The sequence below is a fragment of the Streptomyces sp. NBC_01233 genome (assembly GCF_035989305.1).
Lineage (GTDB): Bacteria > Actinomycetota > Actinomycetes > Streptomycetales > Streptomycetaceae > Streptomyces.
In genome coordinates this window covers 9,756,508-9,769,405 of sequence record NZ_CP108514.1, presented here as the reverse complement: position 1 = coordinate 9,769,405, position 12,898 = coordinate 9,756,508, and the positions used below count along the sequence as shown (strand labels likewise).

Annotated in this window: 10 protein-coding genes; 5 read left to right on the top strand and 5 right to left on the bottom strand. The window is 72.9% G+C overall.

Annotated elements, in window-relative coordinates; genetic code table 11:
- Positions 1 to 26: 26 nt before the first annotated feature.
- The 5 genes from OG332_RS44855 (at position 27) to OG332_RS44835 (ending at position 3,807) form a co-directional block, all read left to right on the top strand.
- A complete protein-coding gene (locus OG332_RS44855) occupies positions 27 to 794 on the top strand; it encodes a response regulator transcription factor (RefSeq protein WP_327418845.1) in 768 nt (255 codons plus the stop codon).
- A gap of 164 nt (positions 795 to 958) precedes the next feature.
- On the top strand, positions 959 to 1,327 hold the full coding sequence (locus OG332_RS44850; RefSeq protein ID WP_327418844.1) for a cupin domain-containing protein: 369 nt from the start codon (positions 959 to 961) through the stop codon (positions 1,325 to 1,327).
- Positions 1,324 to 1,647 carry a hypothetical protein gene (locus OG332_RS44845; protein ID WP_327418843.1) on the top strand — a complete coding sequence of 108 codons (324 nt, stop codon included), beginning with the start codon at positions 1,324 to 1,326 and terminating at the stop codon, positions 1,645 to 1,647. The genes OG332_RS44850 and OG332_RS44845 overlap by 4 nt, the downstream gene beginning before the upstream one ends.
- Positions 1,644 to 3,053 carry an FAD-binding oxidoreductase gene (locus OG332_RS44840; protein ID WP_327418842.1) on the top strand — a complete coding sequence of 470 codons (1,410 nt, stop codon included), beginning with the start codon at positions 1,644 to 1,646 and terminating at the stop codon, positions 3,051 to 3,053. Before OG332_RS44845 ends, OG332_RS44840 begins: the two co-directional genes overlap by 4 nt.
- Before the next feature lie 115 nt (positions 3,054 to 3,168).
- Positions 3,169 to 3,807 carry a polysaccharide lyase beta-sandwich domain-containing protein gene (locus tag OG332_RS44835; protein WP_327418841.1) on the top strand — a complete coding sequence of 213 codons (639 nt, stop codon included), beginning with the start codon at positions 3,169 to 3,171 and terminating at the stop codon, positions 3,805 to 3,807.
- Between the two features lie 75 nt (positions 3,808 to 3,882).
- Here the strand turns inward: OG332_RS44835 and OG332_RS44830 are convergent, their stop codons facing one another.
- The 5 genes from OG332_RS44830 to OG332_RS44810 all read right to left on the bottom strand — a co-directional run bounded on the left by OG332_RS44830 (position 3,883) and on the right by OG332_RS44810 (position 12,868).
- Positions 3,883 to 6,894, bottom strand: a complete 3,012-nt coding sequence (locus OG332_RS44830; protein WP_327418840.1) for an SMC family ATPase — start codon at positions 6,892 to 6,894, stop codon at positions 3,883 to 3,885.
- Between the two features lies 1 nt (position 6,895).
- Positions 6,896 to 8,080, bottom strand: a complete 1,185-nt coding sequence (locus tag OG332_RS44825) for an exonuclease SbcCD subunit D (protein WP_327418839.1) — start codon at positions 8,078 to 8,080, stop codon at positions 6,896 to 6,898.
- 315 nt (positions 8,081 to 8,395) lie between these two features.
- Positions 8,396 to 10,135, bottom strand: coding sequence for a thiopeptide-type bacteriocin biosynthesis protein (locus tag OG332_RS44820; protein WP_327418838.1), 1,740 nt, complete (start codon positions 10,133 to 10,135; stop codon positions 8,396 to 8,398).
- 64 nt (positions 10,136 to 10,199) lie between these two features.
- A complete protein-coding gene (locus OG332_RS44815) occupies positions 10,200 to 12,152 on the bottom strand; it encodes a TOMM precursor leader peptide-binding protein (RefSeq protein WP_327418837.1) in 1,953 nt (650 codons plus the stop codon).
- Entirely contained in the window at positions 12,149 to 12,868 is a 720-nt protein-coding gene (locus tag OG332_RS44810) for a hypothetical protein (RefSeq protein WP_327418836.1), read from the bottom strand. The genes OG332_RS44815 and OG332_RS44810 overlap by 4 nt, the downstream gene beginning before the upstream one ends.
- Between the last annotated feature and the right edge of the window lie 30 nt (positions 12,869 to 12,898).

Sequence of the window (12,898 nt, the reverse complement as noted above, 5' to 3'; positions counted from 1 at the left end):
CACGATCGAGTGGGGGGAAGGTACGAATGAACCAGAAAACAAACACCGCGAGATTACTCTGGCCACTTTCGTCACATGCTGATGCACGAAGAGAGAACGCACCGCTTCTGACCGAGGGCGATCTCCCCGTCGTCCGAAGAGTCCGGACCGCGGTCACCGTCGTTCTCGCCGACGCCCAGCCCGCGATTCGCCATGGAGTCCGTTCCGTTCTCGAACGGTCGGGGGGCATATCGGTGGTCGGGGAGGCCGCCACGGCCGACGAGGTGATCGCGGAGACGTCCCGCTGCCGGCCCCGCGTCCTCGTACTGGACCCGCTGATGGACGAATCGGCCGGGTTGCGGGTGATACCCGAGATCCTCCGATTATGGCCCGAAACCGGCATCCTCGTCTTCAGTGGCGCGGATGACGACAAAGCCATCACTTCCGCGCTCCAGGCCGGGGCCCGCGGCTATCTGTTCAAACGCGCCGACGCGGACCAGATCCTGCGCGGCATCCAGGCCGTCGCGGCCGGCGAGGCGATCATCGACAAATCGATCGCCGGACGGCTCGGCGCCCTCATGTGCCCGACCGGCGGACAGCAGTATTTCTATCCGTTCCCGCAGCTGACCAACCGGGAACGGGACGTGCTGGAACGCATCGCCGCGGGGAAGTCGAATTCCACGATCGCCCGCGAGCTCGTGCTCGCTTCGAAGACCGTCAGCAACCGGGTCTCCGTGATATTCGGCAAGCTCGGCGTCGCCGATCGCTCACAGGCCATCGTACTGGCCCGGGATGCCGGTCTCGGGCACGGCTGATCCGCCGGCCCGCTATCTCCCGTACCGCCGATTCCCTTTCGACAAGGGAATGATTCCCCTGTCGAAAGGGAGTCGCCGGCTTCTAGCCTGACCGACGTCGCGCACCGCCGGAATTGAAGGCCGTCGATCGGAGTGGGACGTTGACCGACCATCAGCAAGCCGACGTGACCATTCGCACCCGGGAGCCGGAAAACCTGGTCCGGGACCACGGACTGGACCTCAGGCTGCTCCATCCGTGGCCCGGCCTGGACACCCCATTTCGCGGCGCCTGGTGCGTCCTTCGCCCGGGCGACGTGACGGACGCGCACGCGCACCACGAACGCGAGATCTTCATCGTCATGTCCGGCCGTGCCGAGGTGGTCTGCAAGGGCCGGCGGCACGCGCTGGCGGCCGGGGACATCGCCGTGATGAAAGGCGGAGTGGAGCACCACGTCGTCAACGAGCACGACGAGGACTTCTCCTACTACGCGATCTGGTGGGGCCCGGACATGTCCGCCGAGTTCCTCGCCCTGCAGCCGGACCCGACCCCGTGATCAACTACGACGGGCGGAGGTTCCGCAAGCCGAAGGGCGACGTCCGGACCGTCGCCGTCTACCACCAGCAGGGCGACCTCGTCTGGGGAGAGGTCATCGGCGGCGAGGTGCGCCGCGGGTGGACCGTCGGCACCTGCGAGCCGGACGGCACGCTCTCCATGGGATACACCATCGTCTTCGCGAGCGGCGAGGTGGTCTGCGGGCGCACGGTCAACACACCCGAAGTGGCCGAGGACGGCCGCCTGCGGCTGCGTGAGGTCTGGGAACGCTACGGCCCGCACGCCGCCACCGGCATCTCCTACATCGAGGAGGTCCAGTGAACACGAGCACCGGCGCGGGCACCGGCGCGCCGCCCAGCGCCTCCGAGGCCGACTGGCGGCGGCTGGAGCAGACCGTGGCGGGCCGCGTGATGCGCCCCGGCGACCACGGTTTCCGTTCGTCGAGCGCCCCCTTCAACCAGCGCTTCGCCACGAACACGCCGAGCGGGGTCCTCTCCGCGGCGAACGGCGCGGACGTGCGCCGCGCCGTCGAGTGGGCGCGCGAGACGGGCGTCGGCCTCGTCGCGCGCAGCGGCGGCCACAGCTACGCGGGCTACTCGGCCGGCACCGGCCTGGTCGTCGATCTCAGCGCGCTGAACACCGTGTCCGCCGACGGCTCCACGGGGCTGGTCACGGCTGCGGGCGGGGCCCGGATGTCCGACCTCCGCGCCGCGGTCCAGCCCCACGAGATGGCCTTCGCGCTGGGCAACGGAGCCTCGGTGGGCATCGCCGGCCTCACCCTCGGCGGGGGCTCCTCGTCCACCTCCCGCAAGCTCGGGCTGACCGCGGACGCGCTCGTCCGGACCACGCTCCTGACCGCCGACGGGCAGGTGCTGGCCTGTGACGCCCAGGAGAACCCCGACCTGTACTGGGCCTGCCGCGGCGGTGGCGGCGGCAACTTCGGCATCAACCTGTCCTTCACCTTCCGGGCCGTCCCGGTGTCCGACGTGTCCACCTGCCTGCTGCTGTGGGACGGGCCGGCGGCCCCCGAAGTCTTCACGGTGATGCAGGAGATCGCGCGGAAGGCACCGGACGAGTTCTCGCTCAGGCTCGGCGTGAGCGCCGCCGGGGGACCACAGACCACGGTGTCGGCCGTCGGTCTGCACCTCGGCCCCGCGGGCGAACTGCGCGAGCTCCTCGCACCGGCGCTCGCGCTGACCCGCCCGGTCCGCACGGACATCGCCGACCGCACGTTCTGGGAGGCGCAGGACTACCTGCTGCACGAGACCTCCGCCGGGGCCTTCGCGGTACGGACGCACTTCGCCACCGAGCCGCTGCCCGCCGAGGCCGTCACCACCGTCCTCGCGCGGCTCGAACGCCGGCCGGGCAGTTCCAATCCCGACGGCTGCGGTCTGGCCCTCTACACGTGGGGCGGCGCGATCAACCGGGTGGGCGCGGCCGACACCGCGTTCGTCCACCGGGACGCGCTGTGCCTGGTCAGCATGGACACCTCCTGGTCCGGGCGCGACAGCGCCGCGACCGTGGAGGCCAACCTCCGCTGGCTGGCGGGGCTGCGGGAGGCGGTGGCGCCGTACGTGACGCAGGGGGCGTACCAGAACTTCATCGACCCGGACCTGCCGGACTGGCGCACGGCGTACTACGGCGCCAACTATCCGCGGCTCGTCGAGATCAAGAAGCGGGTGGACCCGGACGGCTTCTTCACGTTCGGGCAGGCCATCGGATCCTGAGGGCGACCGGAGCGGCCGATCGGTCGAGACGATCGATTCCCACGCGCTTCTTGAGCGCCATTTCGCACGCATGCCAGAAACGGTCGACAGGGCATCCCCCGGCTCTGGAGGCTCCATGTCCGTTCCATGGTCACGCCGTTCCTTCCTCCGCCTCTCCGGCAACGCCGCCCTGGTGACCGGAATCCCCTCGGCCGTCACCCTCTCGACGCCCGGCGGCGCGTCCGCCGCCCGGACCGGCTCCTGGCACGACATCGACACCGGGGGCACCACCGGCCCGGTCACCCGCCGCTATCTGACCCTCTGGTTCGACCACGGGGTGGACCCGGTCGACGCCTCCTGCTCCTACGTCCTGATGCCGGGTGCCACCACGGCCGCCACCGCGGCCCGGGCCGCGGACACCGGCTGGCTCACCGTCCTCGCCAACGACAACGCCCAACAGGGCGTCAGGGTCGCCCCGCTGGGCGTCACCGCGGTCAACTTCTGGTTCGCCGGGACGGTCGGATCCCTCACCGCCGACGGCCCCGCGTGTGTCCTCGTACGGGAGCACGGCGACGGCCGCGCCACGCTGTGCGTCTCCGATCCGATGCGGATGCGGACCGCGCTCACGCTCACGTGGCACCGCCCGGTGGCGTCCGTCCTGTCGGGACCGGCCACGCTCACCTCCGCCACCACCGGCCCGGCCCTCACCCTCGTCTTCGGGGACCTCACCGGTCTGGCCGGGGCCACCCAGCGGATCGAGGTCGCGGTGGCCTGACCCGCAGGGCAGCGCACGAGGGAGCGGAGCAGTCGTGGGTCCGCCTCGGCCGGCCGGTCCAGGACGGGCACGGTGTCATTGTGCTGCTTCGGTCAGCTGGACGAGGGTCGAGCCGGTGGTGGTTTTGCGGACGTGGAGGCGGTGGGTGATGCGTCGGCGGAGTTCGGGGACGTGGCTGATGACGCCGACCGTGCGGTCGTGTGCGCGCAGGGAGTCCAGGACGTCGAGGACCTTGTGGAGGGTGTCCTCGTCGAGGGTGCCGAAGCCTTCGTCGATGAACAGGGTGTCGAGGGCCCGGCCGCCTGATTCGGCGGTGACGACGTCGGCCAGACCGAGGGCGAGGGAGAGGGAGGCGAAGAAGGATTCGCCGCCGGAGAGGGTGTCGGTGTCGCGGTCCTTCCCCGTCCAGGCGTCGGTGATCTTCAGGCCGAGGCCGGAGCGGGCACCGTACGAGGCCCGGGCGTCGGAGTGGACGAGGGTGTAGCGGTGTTCCGACATGCGGGTGAGGCGGGTGTTGGCGGCGGCCACGACTTCTTCGAGACGGGCGGCCAGGACGTAGGCCTCGAGCTGCATGCGGAGCTGGTTGCTGGGCGAGGTGCCGCTGACCAGGCCATGGAGGTGATCGACGGTGCGGTAGGCGTGTTCGAGCGGTTCGAGGGTATTGACGTGGGTCGCGAGCCGGGCGAGGAGTCCGGCGAGGGCACGGGTGCGTTCGGTGGTGTGCGCGGCTTCGGCGGCGGCACGGGTGTGACGGGTGGTGGCAGCGTCGAGTTGCGCGGTGGCTTCCTCGAGGCCGGCGGGTGGCATGCCTGCGGCTGCGGCGAGGTCGGGCTCTTGAAGGCGTGCTGTGGCGACCGCGCGTTGTTCGCGCCACTGGTTGATCTCTTCTTCCAGGGTGCGGATCTCGTCGTCGGAGCGCAGCGCTTGTGCGGCGGCGTCGAGGGAGTCGAAGCCGGCCGAGCGGGCGGCTTGCTCCGCCTGCTCTGTCACCTGTCCGTGCTCCGCGGCTGTTCGGAAGGTGGCGCCGGCGCGTTCGGCTGCGGTGGTGAGGCGATCGGCGGCGTGTGTGAGGTGCGTGATGCGCAGCGGGAGGGTGGGGGCATCGGCGCGGGCGGTGGCGAGCTTCCGGTCGAGTGCCTGGACTTGGGTGGCGAGGGCGTCGTAGCCGGCGTCGGCCGCGGCGAGCCTGGTGGCTGCGGTGGTTCGAGCCCCGTCGGTCCGGGTGTGCTGCTGCTCCAGGGAGTGGAGTTCCTCGGTTGCCGGGCCGGCATCGGCCGCGGCGTCGAGGGCTGCTGCCAGGCGGGTTCGAAGCGCGGTGTGTTCGCTGGTGAGGTCGGCCAGGGCGGTGTCTCCGCCCGCCTCGCCCCGGGCGGCGGCCGCCTGCTCGAGGAGCTGCTGCAGTGCGTCTTGGAGTGTCCGCTGGGTGTCCTGGGCTTGCGCGTGGCGGGTTTCGGCGGCCCTTTCGTCAGCGGCTGTGGGCTGGTCGGGGTGCGGGGCGGCCGGGTTCGGATGGATGGGGGAACCACAGACCGCGCAGGGTTCGCCGTCGGTGAGTTGGAGGGCGAGTTCGGCAGCCATGCCGTCGGTGCGCCTGCGCCGGATGTCGATGTGTTCCTGGGCGGCCGTGCTCGCCGCGGTCTGTGCCGCGAAGAGTGCCTGCTCGGCCTTGCCGATCTGCTCGACGTGGGCATCACGGCGTTTCGCCGCGTCCATCCGGGACGCGAGCAGTGCCAGTGCAGTGGCATGTTCACGGCTGGTTTCCTGTGCGGCGCGGGCTGCTTCAAGGCGAGCACGCAGCTCCGTACGGCGCTGGGGCGCGTCGTCGAGCCAGGTTTCGGCGTCGCGCAGGTCCTGGGCGAATTCCTGGCGCTCGTCATCCAGTTTCTGCAGGTCTGTCTTGTGCCGCTGCAGGGCCGCCTCATCGGGCAGGAGCGCGCGCAGTGCGCCGATGTCGGCCCGCAGGCGCTGTCCGGCCTGGGTGAGCTCGCCGGCGTCGAGGGTCGCGTGCTCGGGGGTCAGGAGGGTACGGGCGTGGCGTTCTTCTTCCTGCGCACGGAGGCTCTGTGCCGCGGCGGCGGTCGCGGCCTTCAGGAGCGGGGCGACCTTCTGCCCTTGCAGGGCGTCTTGTCGCTGCCGGCCGAGGTCGGCCTGCCGGTCCGTCTGTTCGTCCAGCGTCTCGAGCAGGTGGCGTGCTTGGCGGTGCGCTTCCTGGTGGGAGGCGAGGTCGCGTACGGCGTGTTCGCTGTCCCGGAAGGCGGCCAGTGCCGTTTCTGCGAGAACGGCGGCGGCTGCCGCGTCGCGCTCGTGAGCGGCTGCCTTGGTGTGCAGGGCGGTGGCCCAGGCAACGGCGGGACCGGTGAGGGTGGCGGGGTCGGAGGCGAGAGGGGCGCCCTGTTCGGGCTCGAGGTCGTCTCCGGCTTGCTGCTGGATGCGTTCGGTCAGGCGTATGACGGCCGTGCGGGCCTCATCGCGCCGTGTGGAGAGGGTGTTCTTCCGCGCTGCCAGCCAGTTCTCGATGGATCCGAACCGGTGGGTGTGGAAGAGCTTGCCGAGCAGGTCTTTGCGGTCGGAGGCGCCTGCGCGCAGGAACTTGGTGAACTCGTTCTGGGGCAGGAGGACGACCTGGCAGAACTGCTGCCGGCTCATGCCCAGCAGCTCCTTGATCTCGTCCGCGGCTTCCCTGTGGGACCTGCTCAGCCCTTCCCAGCGGCCTTGTCCGAAGGGGTCTGTGGTCCACTGGCTGAGGTGGGTCTCGGCCGCGTGCTGGGTCATTCCCTCCCTTCGGACTTTCGGCTTCAGCTGGGCGGGAACACGTCGGATCCGCAGGCGTTTTCCGGCGAGGGTGACTTCGAGCGTCACCTCGGTCAGCAGGTCGGCGGGCGCGTGGTCGCTGCGCAGCTGAAGCTTGCGGTCGGTGGGCGGCTCTCCGTAGAGGGCGACGCAGATCGCTGCGAAGACGGTGGTCTTCCCGGCGCCGGTGTCGCCGTGGAGGAGGAACAGTCCGTCACGGGTCAGGGCGTCGAAATCGACGGTGTGGGTGCCGGCGAAGGGGCCGAACGCCTGCAGGTGCAGGGTGTGCAGGCGCATGTCAGACCGCTTCCTTCTCCTGGGCGCTGATGCGGGAGCTTTCGATCGCTTCCTGCAGGAGGGCCCGTTCGTCGTCGGTGGGCTCGGTGCCTCGCACGACGGTGATGAAGTCGTGGGTGATCTCGAGGTCGCCGCGGCCGCGCAGCCGCTCGCTGTAGGTGGGGGTGGTGGTGGCCTGGGCCGGGATGACGGCGGGGATGTGTTCGATGTCCAGGGTGTGGGGGAAACGCTGTTTGAGGCGCGCCATCGGCTCGTAGGGGCGGGCGGTGTCGGTGAGTGTGACGTGCAGCCAGGACTCGGTCAGGGCGTCGTGGGCCGCGTCGGTCAGCAAATCCTCCAGGCGGCCCGTCAGACGTGCCAGGGGAAGCCGCAGGTGCGGGGGCAGTGCGGTGCGGGTGACGGTGGGCGCGGCGCCGACGGGCAGGTCGATCAGTGTCAGCGACTTGCCGTGCCCGGCTTCGGAGAAGGAGTAGGCCAGCGGGGAGCCGCTGTAGTGGACCGTGTCGGTGACCCGCTGGGGGCGGTGAAGGTGCCCGAGGGCTGCGTAGTCGATTCCGGCGAAGACGGAGGCCCCGGCGTGGGCGACGCCGCCGACGCTGATGTTGCGTTCGCTGTCGGTTTCCCTGGCGGGGGTGTCTGCGCCGGTGATGAAGGCGTGGGCGAGGACGACGGAGCGGGTGCCTTCGGGGCGGGTGGCGAGGTCGGCGCGGATGCGGTCCAGGGCGGCGGTGAGTACGGCCTGGTGGGAGGCTGTCTCGGCGTCCAGGTCGGTGCGTACGAGGGTGGGCTCGAGGTAGGGAACCGCGTAGACGGCGACAGGGCCGTCGGCGTCCTCGAGCAGGAGGGGGGTGCCGATGTCGGCGGGATCGGTCCGCAGATGGACCCTGGCCCGGGCCAGCAGGCGGGCGCCGACGCCCAGGCGGTGGGCGGAGTCGTGGTTCCCGCTGATCATGATGCTTGGTATGTCCAGGTCCGCCAGCTGGTGCAGGGCGTGGCTGAACAGGCGCACCGCGTCCAGGCTGGGAATGGCCCGGTCGTAGACGTCGCCCGCGACCAGCAGAGCGTCGACCCGCTCGGTTCGGGCGGTGTCGCAGATGTGGTCGAGGACTTTGCGCTGGGCCTCGATCAGGTCTTCTCCGTGGAACCGGCGGCCCAGGTGCCAGTCCGAAGTGTGCAGGAACCTCATGGGCACAGACCGTAACCGCGGCCATGGGGGTCACGGACGGTTTTCCCGATAGACGCACCCGCGTACGCGGGTGTGGCAGCAGGTGAGGGAAGGTTTCTCCCCCTGGGCTGCGGTTTCGTGCAGGGGGAAGCGGCGCCGGGCGACTGTCCGTCTGCTGCCAGCACATGCACGCGGTGCAAGCGGGCACGCCGTGTCCCACAGGTGATCAGGGCTGAGCCGGCCTCCGCCGTGACCCGCCGACGGCGACCGGCACGCCCCCGAAGGGCGCCTCCTCCTCCTGGCCGCACCCACCGTGTCGTGCCGCCCTGTGCGTGGTCAGTTGCCGCGTGGGTGCGGCCGGCGGCCGAGGGGCAGGAGGTACTGGAGGGGCTGGTCCGGGTCGTGGAGTCCGAGCAGTTCGTGGGCCAGGTCGTCGTGGAAGCCGCCCAGCGTGGTCCCACCCAGGCCCAGCGCCGACGCCGTGAGCAGCAAGGTCTGGGCGAGGTGGCCGGTCTCCAGCAGGGCCAGGCGCAGCGCGCGCAGTCCGTAGCGGCGGCGCAGCACGCCGAGGTCGGCGTAGAGGGCGAGGACTACCGGTGCCTCCGCGACGCCGATCCAGTCCGGGTCTGCCGACGGGCGCGAGAGGTAGGTCGACAGGGCGGTGATGTCCTCCAGGGGCGCCACCGGGCCGATGCGGCGCAGGGCCCGGCGCTCGGGGACGCAGTCATAGGTGCCGGATGGGAGCCCGGCCACGTCGAGGACGAGGAGGCGGACGCGCGCCGTGTGGAGGGCGCCTGCGCTGGGGTAGGGGCGGTGGGCCAGGGTACGGGTCGTGCCGTCGGCGAGGCGCTGGTCGCTGCGGCCGCTCTCGGCGAGGGGGTGCCACAGCAGGGCGCCGAGCGCACCGGCGTCGAGCGGGCCGGTGAGGGCACCGCGGAGCGAGGAGCGGGCGGCGAGGACAGCGCCCAGGGACACCTCGGGCAACGGATCGGCAGGGAGCGGGACTTCGGCGGTGGCGGCCGTGACCCACTCGGTGTCCTCGACGGTGGCGGAGGGGCGCAGCGCCGAGTCCTCCCCGCGGCCGATCTGGAACTTGCTGCGCTCCAGGTACTGCAGGTCGGGGGCGGTGTGGCCCGGCGGGAAGAACCCGGCCGGGCCGGACGTCTCCCACAGGGTGCGCGCGGCCAGCCGGCACACGGCTCGCTCCTCGTCGGGGGTCACGCCCAGCCGGTTGAACAGCATGTGCAGCTGCGAGCCCCAGATCCCGGCCCGGGTCCGCTCCCCCAGGCCGTCGAGCAGCGCGTCGGCCTCCCGGACCCGTTCGGCCCAGCGCGCCAGCGAGGGCGCCGCCGTGCCCGCCCGGAGGCGGTCGCGCAGGTCCGCGGCGCGCCCGCTGAGGGCCGTGCGCTGCGCCGCGTGGACGGTGTTGACCCGGGTGTGGACGGCGGCGCCGGGCAGCAGCGGCACCTCGGTGACCCAGCGCCAGCCCGCCGCGTGCGCCCGCAGCCAGCGTGCGGCGGCGAGTCGGTCCATGCCGAGCGCGTACGCCGTCGTGTGCGCCAGGTCCGCGGCCGCGGTGAGCCGGGACGCGGCCGTGCTCCCGGCGGGCAGGGCCCGCAGTACGTCGAGGGCGGTGCGGGTGGAGGCGCCGAAGACCGCCTCGGCGACGGGCAGCGCCCGGGGTCCGCCGTAGCGCCGGGTTTCGGGTACGTAGGGCACGGCGCGGATCTCGCCGTGCCGGGAGGGCCAGGGACCGGGAACGGCGGGCGTCTGCCGCGCCTCCCGCGCCAGCAGGTCCGGTAGTTCGCGGAGCTTCGCAGGGAGCTCGGGAAGGTCCGCGGCGGCCGCGGGCCCGGCGGCACGGACACGGATCCGTACGTGGGGGCCGTCCTCCCCGTAGCGGATGAAGAACCAGTCGGCGGCTTCGCCGGCGGCCACGAGGCCGTCGAGGAGCGGGGCCACGTCACGGACCAGGAAGCGGTCGGTGTCCTCGGTGGTGGAGTGCAGGAAGAGGTGGTGGCTCTGCCAGGTGCCGGCGGCGGTGCCCGTGCCGGTGTCGATGTCGGTCGTCGTCACGTCGTCCGGTCCTCGTCGTCGCGTGTCGGTCGGGTCGGGCCGTGTCGGGGCGGGTCGGGGCGGGTCAGGGGAAGGGGTGCGGGTGCAGGGGCAGTTTTTCGTGGCGCCCGGGCCGGTCGATCCGGCCCAGGCGGTGGGGCACTTCCAGCAGCCGGCGCAGGCCGAGGGTGCGCCGGTTGACGTGCCCGAAGGTCATCGGCAGCGCGCCGGGGACGACGGCCTTCACGCAGTGCAGGCCGAACCGCTCGCGCAGCCCCGGCTCGGTCTGGTCGACGGTGATCACCTCCAGTCCGGCCCGGGCCAGCCGGTCGACGGTCCGCGTCAGGAGGTCCGAGAGGTCGTGCACCGGCGCGGGGGCACCGGGCCAGGCTTCGGCGACCGGCACGACCGGGGTGTCGGCGAAGAGGAACTCCAGGCGGGGGGCGGCCTCGGGAAGGGTGCTCAGCCCTACGTGGCCGTCCAGGGTGAGCACGAGTTCCGGGCGTTCCAGCATGGGCCGCAGCCGCTCGGGATCGCGCGGCCCTCCCTCGGCCAGGGAGCGGTGCGGTGCCTCCAGCACGTTGGTGACGACCTCGGCGACGGCGGAGCGAATGGCGGCGCGCGGATCGTGGTGGGCACCGGCCGCGAGGAACATCCGGGGCGCGTCCGGGTGGCCGCCCTCGTAGCGGCAGACCGCCAGGACGGCCGGGATGCCGAAGTCGTTGGTCGCGTCCAGGAGGAGGAGCCGGTAGCCCGCGGCCGCCGCCCGGTCCGCGAGCAGCAGGGTGTCGGTGTCGCCGGCCGGCAGGTGGACGCGGCGCAGCGGGGTGGCCGCGTACCAGGCCATGAGGAAGGCGTCGCGCTCCGCGACCTCGAACAGCCCGTACAGGGCGGCCTCTTCGGGGCTGTTGCCGAGCCCGCAGCCGTTGGAGGACTCGTACACCACGCGCGGCCGGTCCGGGCCCGGCACGTCCCAGTACGCGACGTGCTCGGGAACCGCGGTCGGCCTGCGGTGGGTGAGGGACCAGCCGCGCACCCAGTGGAGCGGCAGGTCCGGGGTGTAGGGGACGGTCGGCGAGCCGGGGTGGCCGTGGTGGGCGGGGTCGGGCAGGCCGAGCCGTTCGGGGTCCACTGCCCGGTCGGGGCCCAGCTCGGCGAAGGAGGCCAGCAGGTCGGTGCGGCGGCCGGTCGGGCGCATGCCCGCGTACCGTTCGACGGCCTCGAAGAGGGCGATGCGCTCGCTGTCGGCGAAGGTGCGGGCCCGGCCGTGGCCGCCGTCGTCGACGGACCGGCCGTCCGTGACGACCGCGCTGGTGAGGCTGAACGCCGAGTCCTCGGATCGGCGCAGCAGCCGCACCGGCCCGAACCTCTCGTCGTACAGGGCGGCCCGCAGTGCGGCGCCGGTCGTACGGGGGTTGGGGCCGCGCAGGACGGCCGGGTCGGGCATCGGGCGCGGTTGCGAGGGCAACGGGCGGAGCGGGGTCTCCGCGTCGGACGGCAGCGGGCGGCACACGGCGCAGCCGCCGACGGGGCGGACGCGGTGGGTGGACCAGGTGCCGCGGCCCTGGTGGACGACGTGGACGACGGCCGAGTCCGGATTCGGAGCCGAGTCCGGGTCCGGGTCCGGGTCCGGGTCCGGGTGGTCGAGGAGCTCCTGTACGAGGGCCTCGACGGCCGGGGTCAGGGCCGGTGAGGGCACTCCGGCCAGGGTCAGCTTCGGGCTCAGCCACGGGACCCGGCCGCCCGCGGTCGCCAGTCGCTGGTACTCCGTGCAGACGAGGCAGGCCGCGCCGCCCGGCCGGAGCACCGGCCCGACCACCGCCAGCGCCCCGTCGAACCGCACGGGGACCAGGGCCACGGGCCGGCGCAGGGCGTGGCGGCTCAGTTCCTCGGCGAGGCCGAGCGTCCACCGGGTCAGCAGGACCGCCGCCCGGCCGGTGGTGGCCGCCAGGGCGGCCTCGGCGTCCAGTACGGGGACGGGACCTGGCAGGGCAGCGGCAGCGGCAACGGGCGCGGGGGCGACGGCGGGGCCGGTCATCGGGCCTCCTCGGCGGTGCGCAGCACGGTGAAGCCGAAGGAGCGCAGCAGGCCGGCGGGTTCGGGGTCCGCTGAGAAGTCCGGTGCGAGGTCCGGTGCGAGGTCCGGTGCGAGGTCCGGTGCGGAGTCCGGCGTGACGGGCGTGACGGGCGTGACGGGCGTGACCACGCGGCCGGCTCCGGACAGCTGGTGCAGGGTGTTCTGGAAGGCTTCCTCGCGCCCGGCCAGGTCGGCGAGCCAGCCCCCTGTCCAGCCGAGCTCCTCCCAGGCCGCGGTCCGCACACCGGCCGCCGCCAGCGGGGCGACCGCGCCGCCGGAGGGCCGTGGCCGGCCGGCGGACGCCCCGGCCGCGGCGGTGCAGACGGCGGTGACGGCGGCCAGCGCGGCGAAGGAGGCGGCGTCACCGGGCGTCGCCTCGACGGCCTCGCCGAGCACCGGGCCCGGCCCGTGCGCCGGCCCCGGCCCCGGCACGTCGCGGCGGACCACGGCCCGGTATGCCTCCGCACGGGGCGCCGCACGGTGCACCTCCAGTCGCGCGGCAATGCCGAGCCGGTCGGTCAGGGTCGTCCACCAGTGGCCGAGCTGCGGGTGGCCGGACCATCGGGCCGGCTCCACCGCGGTGCGGCCGTCCGGGACGGCGGCGGCGAGGCGGCGTGCGGCAGCGTGGCGCAGGGCGCGGCCGCGGGCGTGCCCCGGGTCGGCCCCGACGGTGAACACGGCTTCCCCGAGCAGCAGTTCGGCGGCCCG